This is a genomic window from Streptococcus sp. 343_SSPC, assembly GCF_001072385.1.
Taxonomy (GTDB): Bacteria; Bacillota; Bacilli; order Lactobacillales; family Streptococcaceae; genus Streptococcus.
Genome location: NZ_JVKU01000021.1, coordinates 1 through 15,363 on the forward strand (window position 1 = coordinate 1; position 15,363 = coordinate 15,363).

A 15,363-nucleotide genomic window follows, 5' to 3' on the forward strand; every position below is an offset into this window, starting at 1 on the left:
AAGATAAGTTCTCCTAGAATCTAAAGATTCTGCGTCAAACTTCCTATTTTGACTTTATCCGCAGACGCCCTTTGTATCTTAATTAGTCATGGAACTTCTTCGAAGTTCGCTGACGTCCGTACTCACCTAAGGAAAGTTTTTTTAAAAGTACTCTTTTCTATAATAAAAAGACCAACTGGTCTTTTTATTAATTAGCAGATGATTCGGTATCCGTAGCAGACGGTGTTGTGTCTGCAGGAGCTTCACTGGCACTGGTTTCTACCTGTGACGAGTCAGTTTGTTCAGAGCTTGCTTCGGATGCTTGGCTACTGCTAGCACTGGTATCTGTTCCCGTAGCACTTGAATCAGTAGCAGATCCATCCTTTTCATGGACAACAACAACGCTAGTGGAGCCATCTTTTTTCTCCTCTGTTTTAGCTGTTGGTTTCATGATACTGTAAATAGTAAAGGAAGTAACGATAATACCGAGAAGACTAGCAATCGTTGCGACAATCATCTGGAATAAAGAAAGGCTCTGTTTCACTTTTTCGCTTCTTGATGGTCTGTTGCTGTCTTGGTGTTTTTCTTTTCGTGAGTATTGTGACATATTCTATTTCCTCTTCATTTCATTTTTTGTTCTTTTATGTGAACACTTTAGTCATTATACGTTATTTTTATGAAAATGTCTAAGAAGAAATGGAAGAGATTTTTAAAATTTCAAATTGCTTTCAAACTGGACGCTTTGAGTCTCGCTTGCCTCAGAGGACGTTTCAAAGTTTGCCTGTTCTTTTTCAGAGACGGAAATTGGTTGGTTTGTTTGACTAGGCTGGCTGATGATTTCATGGTTACTAAAACTAGAGGAGTCATTAGGAGAGATAAACTGACCGTTCGCCTGAACCTCTATCTTGTTTGGATCCGGGATAGAGTAGTCAATCTTACCCTTGAATTCCTTGGTTTTTGAAATCACTTTTACATCTTTGACACGGATGATACGACGGAACCAGCCATTGTATTCGACCAAGCAATTGAATTTGATGTAGCTATCGGATTCACCAGGGATTGGTTGGATAAGGCTCATTTCGCGGAGGCTGCCTTCATCTTCCCTAAAGTAAGGTGGCTTCTCCAAGGGCTGTTGTAGGTCACACTGTCCTTTACCGTGACAGGCTAGTCGGGCAGAAGGGAGGGAAAATGGAAGTGGTGGTAGGACAGTGAGCAGTCCTCCAAGAGCAAGACTTCCACCTAGGGCAATGGAAAAATAGATCGGTCGTTTCATGCTTGTCTCCTTGTAACTTCAATCAGTTCCAGTTCTGGACTTGAGTAGGTCATAAAAAACAACAGGGGGTCTTGTAAGCGTTTTACAAAACTCTCCATCTTCATCATAAGCTATTTTGAAAAATTTACAAGTTTTCTGTCTGAAACTAGGAACAAAATGAAGCCTGCCAAATCCTTGTCCCTCCAACCTATAAATGTTACAATAAGATGATTGAAAATTGACTAGGAGAGAGTGGAAGATGATTTACTTTGATAATTCAGCAACAACCAAACCTTATCCCGAGGCCTTGGCTACCTACACGGAAGTCGCAAGCAAAATTTGGGGCAATCCATCTAGCTTGCACAACCTGGGAAGTCAAGCGACCCGGATCTTGGAGGCATCCCGCAAGCAGATTGCTTCCCTCCTAGGCAAGAAAGCAGAAGAAATCTATTTCACCTCAGGTGGGACTGAAGGAGACAACTGGGCGATCAAGGGAGTTGCTTTTGAAAAAGCTCCTTATGGCAAGCATATCATTGTCTCAGCTATTGAGCATCCAGCTGTGAAGGAATCGGCCCTTTGGCTACAAGGTCAAGGATTTGAAGTGGATATTGCTCCAGTCGATGCGCATGGCTTTGTCCAAGTAGAAGAGCTGGAAAAACTCTTGCGTCCGGATACAACCCTCGTTTCGATCATGGCTGTCAATAATGAAGTGGGTTCTATCCAGCCGATTCAAGCTATTGCAGACCTATTGGCGGATCGTCCGACCATCACTTTCCATGTCGATGGGGTTCAGGCGCTGGCTAAGGTTTCAACCGCTCTCTATTTGCCAGAACGGGTGGATCTAGCGACCTTCTCCAGTCACAAGTTCCATGGACTTCGTGGGGTTGGTTTCCTCTATCTCAAAGAAGGCAAAAAGATCAGTCCCCTCTTAACAGGTGGCGGACAAGAAAAGGACCTTCGTTCGACGACTGAGAACTTAGCTGGAATTGCAGCGACTGCCAAGGCCTTGCGCTTGGCGATGGAGCGTCAAGAGGATTTTGAGCGTAAATGCCATCAGTTGAAGGAAGTCATTCGTGAGGAATTAACTCATTACCCAGATGTGACTGTCTTCTCAGGAGATGAGGGCTTTGCACCCCATATCTTAACTTTTGGTATTAAGGGAGTGCGAGGAGAAGTCATCGTCCACGCTTTCGAAGAGTATGAGATTTATATCTCGACAACCTCTGCCTGTTCTTCCAAGGCTGGCAAACCAGCTGGAACCCTGATCGCTATGGGAGTCGATAAGGCTCTGGCGCAAACAGCTGTCCGTCTTAGCCTCGATCTCGAAAATGACATGAGTCAGGTCGAGCAATTTTTGACCAAGTTCAAACTGATCTATGAAAAGACGCGAAAGGTGCGTTAAGGAAAAGAAAAGGAAGTTACTATGCCATTAACTTATTCAGAAATTATGATCCGCTATGGGGAGCTTTCTACTAAAGGAAAGAACCGGATGCGCTTTATTAATAAATTGCGTAATAATATCTCAGATGTCTTGTCCATTTACCCAGCTGTCAAAGTGACAGCCGATCGGGACCGGGCCCATGCCTATCTAAATGGAATGGATTATGAACAGGTAGCTGAATCCCTCAAACAGGTCTTCGGGATTCAAAATTTTTCACCCGTTTACAAGATTGAAAAATCAGTCCCAGCCTTGATTTCAGCCGTTCAAGAAATCATGCAGGATATTTACCAAGAAGGGATGACCTTCAAGATTTCCAGCAGACGAAGTGACCATTCTTTTGAGTTGGATAGCCGTGAGCTCAACCAAACCTTGGGTGGCGCTGTCTTTGAAGCGATCCCAAGTATCCAAGCCCAAATGAAAAAACCGGATATCAACCTCCAAGTAGAGATCCGGGAAGAAGCAGCCTATATCTCTTATGAAACCATTAAGGGAGCAGGTGGTCTGCCAGTTGGGACATCTGGTAAAGGCATGCTCATGCTATCTGGTGGGATTGATTCTCCAGTAGCGGGTTACCTAGCCTTGAAGCGTGGTGTGGACATCGAGGCGGTCCACTTTGCTAGCCCGCCTTATACCAGCCCGGGTGCGCTGAAAAAAGCCCACGATTTAACTCGTAAATTGACCAAGTTTGGGGGCAATATCCAGTTTATCGAAGTACCTTTTACTGAGATTCAAGAAGAGATTAAAGCCAAGGCGCCGGAAGCTTATCTCATGACCCTGACCCGTCGCTTTATGATGCGCATTACAGACCGTATCCGTCAAATCCGTGGAGGCCTAGTCATCATCAATGGGGAAAGTCTTGGTCAGGTAGCTAGCCAAACGCTAGAGAGCATGCAGGCTATCAATGCCGTGACCAATACGCCCGTCATTCGTCCAGTGGTGACTATGGACAAGTTGGAGATTATCGATATCGCCCAAGCCATCGACACCTTTGAAATCTCCATCCAGCCTTTCGAAGATTGCTGTACCATCTTTGCTCCGGATCGTCCAAAGACCAATCCAAAACTCAAAAATGCGGAGAAGTATGAGGAACGTATGGACGTGGAAGCTTTGGTGGAGCGGGCTGTCGCAGGTATCATCGTGACAGAAATCACGCCTCAAGCGGAAGCGGATGAAGTCGATGAGCTGATTGAGGATTTGTTGTAAGAGATGAAGGTGATCAGATCTCACTAAGAGCCCTGACCACTGGCGTGAGTTTGATAAAGAAAAATAGCACCCTTGAATGTAGATGCGATGCTTCTAGCTTCAAGGGTGCTTTTCTAATGTAAGGGGGACTTAATTCTGTCCTTCTTTGAGTGCTGCTTGAGCGACGGCTAGTCTAGCAGCAGGAACCCGGTAAGGAGAGCAGGAAACGTAGGTGACTTGTATGTCTTGGAAGAAGGAGATTGAAGAAGGATCTCCGCCAACTTCGCCACAGATACCGATAGTGAGGTTCGGTTTTACTTGACGGGCCTTGCTGATAGCAATTCTCATTAATTCACCGACTCCCTCCCTATCGATTTTTTGGAAGGGGTCAAAAGAAAGAATATCCTTGTCCTTGTAGTGGCCGATGAACTTGCCAATATCATCCCGAGAGAAGCCATAGGTCATCTGGGTCAAGTCATTGGTGCCAAAGCTGAAGAAATCTGCTTCTTGAGCCAGCTTATCAGCAGTTAGGCAGGCGCGGGGCAGTTCAATCATGGTACCAATTTCATAAGGGAATGGCTCCTGACCATACTGTTTGAAAAGCTGTTCAATATGCTGAACAAGATACTCTTTGATACATGCTAATTCTTTTTGATCAGCAATTAAAGGAACCATGATTTCCGGCTTAATCTTTTGACCTTCTTGATGCAATTTGATAGCACTTCTAAAAATAGCTTCTGTCTGCATCTTGTAGATATCCGGCTTGGTTATGCCGAGACGGCAACCCCGGTGTCCCAACATCGGATTGCTTTCCTGCAGACTTTCAATACGGTCGGCAAGTTTATCAGGAGATTTTTTTAGTTTGCTTGCTAATAATGCAATTTCTTGGGAATCCTTAGGTAGAAACTCATGCATAGGTGGATCGAGCAGGCGGACAATCATCGGTTTATCTTGGACGGTTTGGAACATTTGGTAGAAATCTTTTTCTTGGAATTCTAGGAGCTTATTGAGGGCTTCTTTTGTTTCTTTTTCGGTATCCGCTAAGATGAGGCGACGCATTTCAAGAATCCGTTCTTGTCCAAAGAACATGTGTTCCGTCCGGGCCAACCCGACCCCTTTGGCCCCAAAGTTCATGGCGGTCGTCAAGTCTTTGACGGTTTCTGCATTGGCTCGAACTTGGAGGATGGCGACTTCATCTGCCCAAACAAGCAAGCGCTGGAGGTCTTGGTTGTTCTCAACTAGGACAGTAGGAAGTTCGCCACGATAAATGCGACCAGAATAACCATCGACGGAGATGAGATCTCCCTCCCTTAGTACCAGATTGCCACAGGAAAGGGTTTTATTTTCTTCACTGATAGTCAATTCCCCGCAACCTGCGACACAGCAAGTTCCCATGCCACGAGCTACAACAGCAGCGTGGGAGGTCATTCCCCCTTGGCTGGTAACAATAGCTTGGCTGACAATCATGCCTTCAATATCTTCTGGGGAAGTTTCTTGCCGAACCAGGATGACTTTATTACCTTCTTGATCGATTTCTTTAGCTCGGTCGGCGGTAAAGACGATTTGGCCAGTAGCTGCACCTGGACTGGCTGGTAGGCCTTGAGCTAAGAAGGGTGATTTCTCTAAAGCAGTTTCTTCAAAGACTGGATGAATCAGTTGACTGATGGAAGTAGGAGCGACTCTCAGGAGAGCTTCTTCCTTACTAATTAGACCTTGATCCACCATATCTAGAGCAATCTTTAAAGAAGCTTTGGCTGTTCGTTTACCATTTCGGGTTTGGAGGATGTAGATCTTGCCTTTCTCAATGGTAAATTCAATATCTTGCATATCCTTATAGTGATTTTCAAGGATCTTGGCGTAGTCTCTGAAAGCCTGATAGGTTTCAGGTTGGATTTCTTTTAAGGCTGCAATCGGCTCAGGAGTGCGGATCCCAGCGACCACATCTTCCCCTTGAGCATTGAGCAAAAATTCACCAAACAGTTCTGTCTCACCAGTTGCAGGGTTTCTAGTGAAGCAAACCCCTGTACCACTGGCTTGGTCACTATTTCCAAAGACCATGGCCTGGACATTGACAGCTGTTCCTAAATCATGAGGGATCTGATGAAGCTCCCGATAAATTCTAGCCCGATTGTTGTTCCAGGATTTGAAGACAGCTTGGATGGCAGCGAAGAGTTGTTCATGAGGGTTCTCAGGAAATTCTTGCTTGTGTTTGGAGTAGAGATCTTTATAGTGCTGGATCAATTCCTGTTGCTGGGCTAGGTCAAAATCATGGACCTTTTTATTCTGTTTTTGTTCAAAAGCTGCTAGTTGATCATCAAAAAGTCCCTTATCGATGCCATAGACTACATCAGCAAACATCTGGAGTAGACGGCGATAGCAGTTGTAGGCAAAATCTAGATTGGTTTCTTTGGCCAGTAATTGAGTCCGCTGATCATTGAGACCAAGATTGAGAATGGTATCCATCATCCCAGGCATAGAAAATTTAGCCCCGCTTCTGACAGACACTAAGAGTAAGTGAGGATCTTCTCCGCTAAAAGACTTACCCGTTTTTTCTTCAAGTTTAGCAACCGCTTTCAAAACTTCCTCTTTCAAAGAGGACTCAAAGAAGTCGGGATTATCGAGATAGTGGATACAACTTTTTGTGGTGATGGTAAATCCAGGAGGAACCGGTAGTCCCAGATGGCTCATCTCAGCTAAATTAGCGCCTTTCCCACCCAGTAGATCATTGGCCTTCGCACTTCCTTCTTCGAAGGAGTAAATCCATTTTGTCATATAAGCCTCCAAAAAACTAAATATGTGTCATATTTAAGACAAAATCATTGTATTATACATCACATATATTTGTCAAACAAAACATACATCTTTTTATGTTGACTAATTGGATTATTCTGCTATAATGTTTATTAAAAATGATGATTATTTAAAACTAAATGATGAAAATATGACAAATATTGCTTTAGAGATGCCTGATATCATCATCATGGAGCTAGAAATAGAAAGGCTAGGAAATTTTGAAATTAAGTGAACGACAAAAGAAAATAGTTGAAATTGTAAAAATGCATCAGCCCTTAAGTGGGGAGAAGATTTCTGATTTATTGGATATTTCAAGAGCGACCCTGCGACCAGATTTGTCCTTTTTGACCTTGGTTGGTATATTGAAAGCGACTCCCAAAATTGGCTATACTTATTCTGGATTAGATCTCGAAACACTTTTCTTTTTTGATACTTTTCAAAAAGAAGTGGCAGAGATCATGACCTCTCCTGTATTAGTCACCCATGATTCCTATATTCAGGATGCCATTATCACCCTATTTATGTATGATGCCGATGTCCTTTATGTTATCGATGAAGACAAGCTCTTACTGGGTATTATGTCCCGTAAAGATTTATTGAGGGCATCTCTTAATTCGAGTATCCAGACCACCCCTGTAGCAGTTTGTATGACTCGAATGCCACATATCATTACCTGTACAAAAGACATGAACATCCTAGAAGCGGCTGCCCTCTTGCAGGATCATGCCATCGATTCCTTACCGGTAGTCGATGAGGATAATAACCGAAAAATTGTGGGAACGGTGACCAAATCAGTCTTGCTCGATTACATTATCTTACAAGCAAGAAATGCTGAACTGAAGAGTGAAGAGGAATAAATATGAAAAAAGAGATCATTGTATATAGTATTTCAGATTCTTTGGGAGGGACTTCCCAAAAATTATTGTCAGCAGTTACCGCACAGTATCCAGATATCATTTTTAATAATAGTTACCGTTTCCCTTTTATCAATCAAGAAGAGGAACTCTTGGATATCTTATATGATGCCTTGAAGGATAATGCACTTGTCATCAGCACCTTGGTCAATAGTCAGTTAGCATCAGTAGCTAGAGAATTTAGCCAAAAAAATGGTCTGGCTTATTTAGATCTCATGCATCCATTCTTTGAAATCATCCAAGAAAAGACCGGAACCAGACCAATCGAAGTTCCAGGAACCTTGCACCGCCTGGACAGTGATTATTTTAAAAAGATTTCAGCAATCGAATTCGCTGTGAAATATGATGACGGTAAGGCACCCCAGGGGTTTTTAGAAGCCGATTTGGTCCTGCTTGGTGTTTCCCGTACCTCAAAAACTCCCCTGAGTATTTACCTGGCCAATAAGGGCTACAAGGTTGCAAATCTACCTTTGATCCCAGAAGTTCCCTTACCTCAGGTCTTAGATAAGGTTGACTCTCGTCGTTTGATTGGTCTGATCTGTGAGCCCGAAAAATTAATGAAAGTTCGAAGTCATCGCTTGGATTCTTTAGGATTAACACAAGAAACAAGTTATACGGATTTAGAAAAAATCTATCAAGAATTGGATTATTCCAAGAAGGTCTTTAAACAATATGGCGCTCAAGTCATCAATATGACGGATAAATCGATTGAAGAGACAGCTTTCCTAATTGAGGAGCAAGTAAAAAAGATGAACTGATTCTTGAATCAGCCTAGATTGGGTTGTAACTGCAGATTCCTTGGAGAAATGATATGGAGCAATATAAGCGTATTTTACTAGAGAAATTTGATTCTCGTCAAAAAGTCATTACTGAACTCACTAATCTTGAGGCCATTTTAAACCTACCCAAAGGGACAGAGCTCTACATAAGTGATATTCATGGAGAATTTGCGGCTTTTGATTATATTTTGAGAAGTTGCGCTGGAATTTTAAATGAGAAAATTAATGATTGCTTTGCAGCTTCCTTGTCACAAGAGGAAAAGAACACACTGTCAGCTCTGGTATCTTATCCAGAGAGGGTTTTGGAAGAAGTGAATAAGGAGAAAGAGTGGTATAAATCAACGATTTCTCAACTCTTGACTCTATTGAGTTTTGTAGCAGCTAAATATAGCCGTTCCAAACTGAGAAAGGCCTTGCCCCAGGAATATGCATATATCATTGAAGAATTGATCTATAGTGATCTTACGCTAGCCGATAAACATTCTTATTACCAGACTATCTTAAGTTATGTTATTGAACTAAGAGAAGCGGATCCCTTTATCTTGGGAATTGCCAGCAGTATTCGTCGCTTATTGATAGATCACCTGCATGTGGTAGGAGATATTTTTGATAGAGGGGCTGGAAGTGCCCAGGTAATGGATGAGCTCCTTCAGTTTCATTCCTTAGATATTCAATGGGGCAATCACGATATCATTTGGATGGGAGCTTTCTTTGGATCCAAGGCCTGTTTATTGAATGTATTGCGCATTGCAGCACGGTACGGTTATTTATGGGATATCGAAAAAGCCTACGGCTTAAACATTCGATCCTTAACCCTGTTTGCGGATAAAACCTACAAAGCCAATCCTAAGTTTAGGCCCATCCTTGGGACAAGAGCAGAGGAATTTACAGCTGAAGAAATATTGCAGCTGGAAAAAGTCCATCAAGCGCTGGCCATTCTCCAATTTAAGATAGAAACTCAATTGATGAAGAGACGGCCGGAATTTCAGATGGACAATCAAATCTTGCTGGATAACATTGATTATTGGAAGAATACAATCAGCATTGACGGGAACAGCTATTCCTTGAAAAACACCTGCTTCCAAACCATAGATCGGGAAAATCCTTCTGAATTATCCTTAGAGGAAAAACAAATAGTAGACAGCATGCTGGCTTCCTTCCAAGGATCTCCCAAAATGGCCAAACATATGGAGCTGTTAATGAAAAAAGGTTCCATGTATAAGGTTTACAACCACCACTTGCTTTTTCATGGCTGTATTCCCTTGAAACCCTCTGGGGAATTTCAACCTCTAGTTCTTCATCAAGCCCAGTATGCTGGGAAAGAATTACTAGACTTTTTCGAATACCATATTCGACTTGCAGCAAAAAACAAAGAAGTTGGGGACGACCTTTCAACCGATATAGTATGGTATTGCTGGCGAGGGCACTTATCTCCTCTCTTTGGGAAGAATAAGATGACGACCTTCGAACGGTATTTTATTGAGGAGACAGAAACGCATAAGGAAATAGAAAATGAGTATTTTAGCTATCGCAATTCAAAAAAGATTTGCCAATTAATTTTAGAAGAATTTGGTCTTGAAGCCAAGGTATCTCGCATTGTGAATGGACATACACCAGTGAAGACAGGAAAAGGGGAATCGCCTATTCGAGGTGAAGGCCTACTCTTTGTCATTGATGGGGGTCTTTGCGAAGCATATCAAAAGAAGACAGGTACAGCAGGCTATTCACTCCTTAATAATTCCTATGGTTTTCAACTGGTAACCCACCAGCCCTTCCAAGACATTCAAAAGGTAGTAGATTCGCCATTTGAGCAAACTTCCTTGAAGAGGGTAATTGAAGACCTGGAGGACCGTACCCTCATCCAATCCACCACCATCGGTCAGAACTTACTAGAACAACAGCAAGAACTGATCCAATTGCTCCATGAATTTTATGATGGGTGAGATCATTCATCAAAGGAAACAACTAAATCATAAATAGCTCCTTTATAAAGATAGCTGAGATTTATAGAAGCCGTTTAATTCTTGTAAACACTTAAAAGAAATTTTTAAAAGAAAATCCGTTTTCAAGGAACAAAAATGCTTGTCTTTGTCTGATAGAAGTGATATACTTAGAGAGTTGACTATGCACATGCCTGTGCAACCGCTCGATCATCGTTGCTCATCCTTTGAGCTTAAGTGGTTCGTCCCACGATGCTAGGCGAGTCTTCACAAAATACGGGGAAACCCAAAAATACATAGGAGGTGCATAATGAGCACATACGCAATCATTAAAACTGGCGGAAAACAAGTTAAAGTTGAAGTTGGTCAAGCAGTCTACGTTGAAAAATTGAACGTTGAAGCTGGTCAAGAAGTTACATTTAACGAAGTTGTTCTTGTTGGTGGTGAAAACACTGTTGTCGGAACTCCACTTGTTTCAGGAGCTACTGTTGTTGGAACTGTTGAAAAACAAGGAAAACAAAAGAAAGTTGTTACTTACAAGTACAAACCTAAAAAAGGTAGCCACCGTAAACAAGGTCACCGTCAACCTTACACTAAAGTTGTCATCAACGCAATCAACGCTTAATTTTTAGGAGAACACATGATACAAGCAGTCTTTGAACGAGCCGAAGATGGCGAGCTGAGGAGTGCAGAAATTACTGGTCACGCCGAAAGTGGCGAATACGGCTTAGATGTCGTGTGTGCATCGGTTTCTACGCTTGCCATTAACTTTGTCAACTCAGTTGAGAAATTTGCAGGCTATGAACCGGAACTAGAATTAAACGAAGAAGAGGGTGGCTTCATGCGGGTCACAATCCCGACAGACATTCCACCTCATCAAAGAGAAATGACCCAACTATTCTTTGAATCATTTTTCTTAGGGATGGCAAACTTATCGGAGAACTCATCCGAGTTCGTCCAAACAAGAGTTATCACAGAAAACTAACATGGAGGAAAACAATTATGTTGAAATTGAATCTTGCTAACTTGCAACTTTTCGCCCACAAAAAAGGTGGAGGTTCTACATCAAACGGACGTGATTCACAAGCTAAACGTCTTGGAGCTAAAGCAGCTGATGGACAAACTGTAACAGGTGGATCTATCCTTTACCGTCAACGCGGTACTCACATCTACCCAGGTGTGAACGTTGGACGTGGTGGAGACGATACTTTGTTCGCTAAAGTTGAAGGCGTAGTACGCTTCGAACGCAAAGGTCGCGATAAGAAACAAGTTTCTGTTTACCCAATCGCAAAATAAAAAGCGAAGAAACGGATTTAAAAACTCTCTGATTCATCAGAGAGTTTTTTTGCTATGTGTAAATTATTAGTTGCTTATCTGATTTCTAATAAGTCTTTTTATTTTTCATAAATTCAGATCATAAAAAAATTTTTAAAACTTTCCTTAGGTGAGTACGGACGTCAGCGAACTTCTACGAAGTTCCATGACTTAGTTTTGAACCTAAGGTTTCAAAACTCCCGAGTGCTTGAAACATGATTGTTTCAAGCACTTTTCTCACAGCGGAAAGTTTCAAAATTTGCTTGAAATACTCCATCAAATAGAAATTATTTAATACTTAACACTTTTCTTATAATATTTATGAGTAAAAATTCCACTCCTAGTCTCTCTCTCTCGATTGATGTCCCTATCTTTTTTCATCCTCTAGATTATGGTATAATGGAGTGATATTGTTAGAAGGAAGAAGACATGAATATTCAACAATTACGCTATGTTGTCGCGATTGCCAATAGTGGTACTTTTCGTGAAGCAGCTGAAAAAATGTACGTCAGTCAGCCGAGTCTGTCCATCTCTGTGAGAGACTTGGAGAAGGAACTGGGCTTTAAGATTTTCCGTCGGACTAGTTCAGGGACTTTCTTGACCCGCCGCGGGATGGAATTTTATGAAAAGGCCCAAGAATTGGTCAAGGGCTTTGATGTTTTTCAAAACCAATATGCCAATCCTGAGGAAGAAAAGAAGGAATTCTCAATCTCGAGTCAGCACTATGATTTCCTTCCCCCTTTGATTACCCAATTCTCAGTCCTTTATCCTGAGAATAAAGACTTCCGGATTTTTGAGTCTACGACAGTTCAAATCCTGGATGAAGTGGCTCAGGGTCATAGTGAATTGGGGATTATCTACCTCAATAAGCAAAATACTAAAGGGATCATGCAACGGGTGGATAAATTGGGCTTGGAAGTCGTTGACCTGATTCCTTTCCAGACCCATATCTATTTGCGTAAGGGCCATCCATTAGCCAAGAAAGAATCCTTAGTGATGGAGGACTTGGCACACCTACCGACTGTTCGCTTTACCCAGGAAAAGGATGAGTATCTCTACTATTCGGAGAACTTTGTCGATACGAGTAGCAGTTCCCAGCTCTTCAATGTGACGGACCGCGCAACCCTGAATGGGATCTTAGAGCGGACCGATGCCTATGCGACTGGTTCTGGCTTCTTGGATAGCCAGTCGGTGAATGGGATTACGGTTATCCCCTTGATCGATGATCTGAATAATAAAATGGTCTATGTCAAACGGGAAGAGGTAGATCTCTCACCAGTGGCTGAGAAGTTTGTCCAAGTCATGGAAGCTTACTTTGATGAGAAGAGGTAGGCAATGAAGAGAAAAGTAAGTATTTTTATTAGTATCCTCCTCTTGATCCTTCTGGATCAAGCGGTGAAGGGATATGTCGTCAAGGAAATCCCACTGGGGGGTATGCGTCGCTTCATTCCCAAAGTGGTCAGTTTGACCTACCTCAAGAACTCTGGAGCGGCCTTCTCCATGCTAGAAAACCAACAGTGGTTCTTTACCATCATTACTTTGATTGCGATGGGGGCAGCCTTTGTCTATCTCTATCGTCATATCAAAGGCTCCATTTGGCTTTTGTTGGGGTTGACCTTGATTATTTCAGGGGGAATTGGCAACTTTATTGACCGGCTCCGTCAGGGCTTTGTCGTCGATATGTTCCACTTGGATTTTATGAATTTTGCCATCTTCAATGTAGCGGATATCTATTTAACCATCGGGGTGGGACTGCTACTGATTTATCTATTGAGAGAGGAGAGCCATGGAAGTTAGAGTAGAAGTCGCTGGAGCGCGACTGGATAAGGCCGTCTCAGAGTTGACTGAACTCTCACGTGGCTTGGCCAATGAGCAGATCAAGGAAGGAAAGATCCTCGTCAATGGTCAAGTCAAAAAGGCCAAATATACCGTAAAAGAAGGGGATGTTATCAGCTATGAAGTCCCTCAAGTGGAAGAAGTGACCTACGAGGCAGAAGATATTCCCTTAGAGATTGTCTATCAAGATGCGGATGTCGCAGTGGTCAACAAGCCCCAGGGCATGGTGGTCCATCCGAGTGCCGGTCATACCAGTGGGACCCTGGTCAATGCCCTTATGTATCACATCAAGGACTTGTCAGGGATCAATGGTGAGCTTCGTCCGGGGATCGTCCATCGGATTGACAAGGACACCTCTGGCCTTCTCATGGTGGCCAAGAATGATGTGGCCCATGTAGCCTTGGCAGATGAGCTCAAGGCTAAGAAGTCCCTGCGCAAGTATTGGGCTATTGTCCACGGCAATCTTCCCAACGATCGGGGTGTCATTGAGGCGCCGATTGGACGGAGTGACAAGGACCGCAAGAAGCAGGCTGTGACAGCCAAAGGAAAACCAGCTCTGACCCGTTTCCGTGTCTTGGAGCGTTTCGGAGATTATAGCTTGGTCGAGTTGCAATTGGAGACAGGCCGGACCCACCAGATTCGGGTTCACATGGCCTACATTGGCCATCCGGTCGCTGGTGATGAAGTCTATGGCCCTCGCAAGACTTTGAAAGGCCATGGCCAGTTCCTCCATGCCAAGACACTGGGCTTTACCCATCCTCGGACGGGAGAAGTCATGGAGTTCTCAGTGGAGGTACCGGAGATCTTCCAAGAAACCTTGGAGCAGCTCCGTCAAGGATAAGCATTCAATCATCAAAACGAGTTTACCTACTGTGGTTAAACTCGTTTTTTTGTGGGGAAACGGCGCTCCTGGTCTGCTCTTAGTAATTTTTAAGGCTTTCATGGTATAATGTTACAATCGAAGGCGGAGAGTTTGGCCTAGGCTGTGAGATGGGGATCTCGACCCAGAAGTTGCATGCGCGTGGTCCCATGGGCTTGCGTGAGCTGACCAGTTATAAGTATCTGGTCACTGGAAATGGTCAAGTGAGGTAAGTCATGAAAGTAGCATTTATCGGTCTTGGGAATATGGGAGCTAGTCTGGCCAAAGCGGTCGCAAAAGAAGTGGCTGCGAAAGATCTGCTCTTGGTCAACCGCTCCCCTCAAAAAGTGCAAGAGTTTATCGGCCAGTATGGGGGAACAGCGTCTCATGTTCAACAGGCCTTTGAAGAGGCGGAGGTCATTTTCTTAGGGGTCAAACCCTACCAGATCTGTCCTCTCCTAGAAGAGTACCAAACTGTCCTGTCTCAACGTTCCAATCTCTTACTGGTTTCCATGGCTGCAGGCTTAGAGCTGGACAAAATGGAGGGTGTGGTTAAAAATGATCGCGTGGGGCTCATTCGCATCATGCCCAATACGCCCGTAGCCATTGGTCAAGGGGTTATCAGTCTGGCTCGCTCTCAAGCAGTGACAGACCAGCAAGTAGCCCAGGTCAACCAGCTCTTAGCAAGAGCAGGGGCCCTCTACGAAATCGAGGAAACATTAATGGATCCTGCAACGGCTGTCGCAGGCTGTGGTCCAGCCTTTGTCTATCAGATGATCGAGGCGATGGCAGATGCAGGAGTAAGCTTAGGCCTTACTCGAGAGCAAGCCTTACAGATGGCGGCCCAGACCTTCCAAGGAGCTAGTCAAATGGTCCTAGAGACAGGCGAGCACCCAGCCCGCTTGCGAGATGAAGTTTGTAGCCCAGGTGGCTCTACCATCGCAGGAGTCAATCGCTTAGAACAAGTCGGCTTACGGGGTAACATTATTGCAGGAGTGGAAGCAGCTTACAAACGCACCCAGGAAATGGGACAAGAGGCAGCGAAGAAATAGAAAAAAAGATTGGTTCTGGCCA

Annotated in this window: 15 protein-coding genes, 1 pseudogene and 1 other annotated feature; of the genes and pseudogenes, 13 read left to right on the plus strand and 3 right to left on the minus strand. The window is 43.6% G+C overall.

Annotated features, from left to right (window positions below):
- Nucleotides 1-187 precede the first annotated feature (187 nt).
- Nucleotides 188-586, minus strand: a complete 399-nt coding sequence (locus tag ADH27_RS06435; protein WP_048716729.1) for a DUF6556 family protein — start codon at nt 584-586, stop codon at nt 188-190.
- A 102-nt stretch (nt 587-688) separates the two neighbouring features.
- On the minus strand, nt 689-1,252 hold the full coding sequence (locus tag ADH27_RS06440) for a hypothetical protein (RefSeq protein WP_048716731.1): 564 nt from the start codon (nt 1,250-1,252) through the stop codon (nt 689-691).
- A gap of 238 nt (nt 1,253-1,490) precedes the next feature.
- Here ADH27_RS06440 and ADH27_RS06445 point away from each other — a divergent pair, with 238 nt between their 5' ends.
- Both ADH27_RS06445 and thiI read left to right on the plus strand, forming a co-directional pair.
- Nucleotides 1,491-2,633 carry a cysteine desulfurase family protein gene (locus ADH27_RS06445; protein ID WP_048716734.1) on the plus strand — a complete coding sequence of 381 codons (1,143 nt, stop codon included), beginning with the start codon at nt 1,491-1,493 and terminating at the stop codon, nt 2,631-2,633.
- Between the two features lie 21 nt (nt 2,634-2,654).
- Nucleotides 2,655-3,875, plus strand: a complete 1,221-nt coding sequence (gene thiI, locus ADH27_RS06450) for a tRNA uracil 4-sulfurtransferase ThiI (protein ID WP_048716737.1) — start codon at nt 2,655-2,657, stop codon at nt 3,873-3,875.
- A gap of 129 nt (nt 3,876-4,004) precedes the next feature.
- Here the strand turns inward: thiI and ppdK are convergent, their stop codons facing one another.
- A complete protein-coding gene (ppdK, locus tag ADH27_RS06455) occupies nt 4,005-6,626 on the minus strand; it encodes a pyruvate, phosphate dikinase (protein WP_048716740.1) in 2,622 nt (873 codons plus the stop codon).
- A 239-nt stretch (nt 6,627-6,865) separates the two neighbouring features.
- Here ppdK and ADH27_RS06460 point away from each other — a divergent pair, with 239 nt between their 5' ends.
- From ADH27_RS06460 to proC, 11 genes and pseudogenes are all read left to right on the plus strand, one after another.
- Nucleotides 6,866-7,504, plus strand: a complete 639-nt coding sequence (locus ADH27_RS06460) for a helix-turn-helix transcriptional regulator (RefSeq protein ID WP_048716742.1) — start codon at nt 6,866-6,868, stop codon at nt 7,502-7,504.
- A gap of 2 nt (nt 7,505-7,506) precedes the next feature.
- Nucleotides 7,507-8,319 carry a pyruvate, water dikinase regulatory protein gene (locus ADH27_RS06465; protein WP_048716744.1) on the plus strand — a complete coding sequence of 271 codons (813 nt, stop codon included), beginning with the start codon at nt 7,507-7,509 and terminating at the stop codon, nt 8,317-8,319.
- 53 nt (nt 8,320-8,372) lie between these two features.
- Nucleotides 8,373-10,283, plus strand: coding sequence for a fructose-bisphosphatase class III (locus ADH27_RS06470; RefSeq protein ID WP_048716746.1), 1,911 nt, complete (start codon nt 8,373-8,375; stop codon nt 10,281-10,283).
- A gap of 187 nt (nt 10,284-10,470) precedes the next feature.
- Nucleotides 10,471-10,557 (plus strand) — a sequence feature (ribosomal protein L21 leader region).
- Between the two features lie 33 nt (nt 10,558-10,590).
- The gene (gene rplU, locus ADH27_RS06475) at nt 10,591-10,905 is read left to right on the plus strand and encodes a 50S ribosomal protein L21 (RefSeq protein ID WP_003007734.1); all 315 of its coding nucleotides are present in this window, start codon (nt 10,591-10,593) and stop codon (nt 10,903-10,905) included.
- A 15-nt stretch (nt 10,906-10,920) separates the two neighbouring features.
- Nucleotides 10,921-11,265, plus strand: a complete 345-nt coding sequence (locus ADH27_RS06480; RefSeq protein ID WP_006596492.1) for a ribosomal-processing cysteine protease Prp — start codon at nt 10,921-10,923, stop codon at nt 11,263-11,265.
- A 17-nt stretch (nt 11,266-11,282) separates the two neighbouring features.
- Nucleotides 11,283-11,576 carry a 50S ribosomal protein L27 gene (gene rpmA, locus ADH27_RS06485; RefSeq protein WP_003002805.1) on the plus strand — a complete coding sequence of 98 codons (294 nt, stop codon included), beginning with the start codon at nt 11,283-11,285 and terminating at the stop codon, nt 11,574-11,576.
- 447 nt (nt 11,577-12,023) lie between these two features.
- Nucleotides 12,024-12,926 (plus strand): LysR family transcriptional regulator, encoded by a 903-nt coding sequence (locus ADH27_RS06490; protein ID WP_048690250.1) that lies wholly within the window; start codon nt 12,024-12,026, stop codon nt 12,924-12,926.
- A gap of 3 nt (nt 12,927-12,929) precedes the next feature.
- Nucleotides 12,930-13,391 (plus strand): signal peptidase II, encoded by a 462-nt coding sequence (lspA, locus tag ADH27_RS06495; protein WP_048716749.1) that lies wholly within the window; start codon nt 12,930-12,932, stop codon nt 13,389-13,391.
- Entirely contained in the window at nt 13,381-14,271 is an 891-nt protein-coding gene (locus ADH27_RS06500) for an RluA family pseudouridine synthase (RefSeq protein WP_048716752.1), read from the plus strand. Before lspA ends, ADH27_RS06500 begins: the two co-directional genes overlap by 11 nt.
- A 119-nt stretch (nt 14,272-14,390) precedes the next feature.
- Nucleotides 14,391-14,522, plus strand: a pseudogene (locus ADH27_RS10175) (gamma-glutamyl-phosphate reductase); the annotation flags it as partial.
- Between the two features lie 3 nt (nt 14,523-14,525).
- Nucleotides 14,526-15,341: a pyrroline-5-carboxylate reductase gene (gene proC, locus ADH27_RS06505; protein ID WP_048716754.1), complete on the plus strand. Its 816-nt coding sequence runs from the start codon at nt 14,526-14,528 to the stop codon at nt 15,339-15,341.
- Nucleotides 15,342-15,363 lie beyond the last annotated feature (22 nt).

Excerpts from the sequence above, each read along its gene's own strand:
- ADH27_RS06435 (WP_048716729.1), bottom strand. The coding sequence starts at position 586 with ATGTCACAATACTCACGAAAAGAAAAACACCAAGACAGCAACAGACCA.
- ADH27_RS06440 (WP_048716731.1), bottom strand. The coding sequence starts at position 1,252 with ATGAAACGACCGATCTATTTTTCCATTGCCCTAGGTGGAAGTCTTGCT.
- ADH27_RS06445 (WP_048716734.1), top strand. The coding sequence starts at position 1,491 with ATGATTTACTTTGATAATTCAGCAACAACCAAACCTTATCCCGAGGCC.
- thiI (WP_048716737.1), top strand. The coding sequence starts at position 2,655 with ATGCCATTAACTTATTCAGAAATTATGATCCGCTATGGGGAGCTTTCT.
- ppdK (WP_048716740.1), bottom strand. The coding sequence starts at position 6,626 with ATGACAAAATGGATTTACTCCTTCGAAGAAGGAAGTGCGAAGGCCAAT.
- ADH27_RS06465 (WP_048716744.1), top strand. The coding sequence starts at position 7,507 with ATGAAAAAAGAGATCATTGTATATAGTATTTCAGATTCTTTGGGAGGG.
- ADH27_RS06470 (WP_048716746.1), top strand. The coding sequence starts at position 8,373 with ATGGAGCAATATAAGCGTATTTTACTAGAGAAATTTGATTCTCGTCAA.
- rplU (WP_003007734.1), top strand. The coding sequence starts at position 10,591 with ATGAGCACATACGCAATCATTAAAACTGGCGGAAAACAAGTTAAAGTT.
- ADH27_RS06480 (WP_006596492.1), top strand. The coding sequence starts at position 10,921 with ATGATACAAGCAGTCTTTGAACGAGCCGAAGATGGCGAGCTGAGGAGT.
- rpmA (WP_003002805.1), top strand. The coding sequence starts at position 11,283 with ATGTTGAAATTGAATCTTGCTAACTTGCAACTTTTCGCCCACAAAAAA.
- ADH27_RS06490 (WP_048690250.1), top strand. The coding sequence starts at position 12,024 with ATGAATATTCAACAATTACGCTATGTTGTCGCGATTGCCAATAGTGGT.
- lspA (WP_048716749.1), top strand. The coding sequence starts at position 12,930 with ATGAAGAGAAAAGTAAGTATTTTTATTAGTATCCTCCTCTTGATCCTT.
- ADH27_RS06500 (WP_048716752.1), top strand. The coding sequence starts at position 13,381 with ATGGAAGTTAGAGTAGAAGTCGCTGGAGCGCGACTGGATAAGGCCGTC.
- proC (WP_048716754.1), top strand. The coding sequence starts at position 14,526 with ATGAAAGTAGCATTTATCGGTCTTGGGAATATGGGAGCTAGTCTGGCC.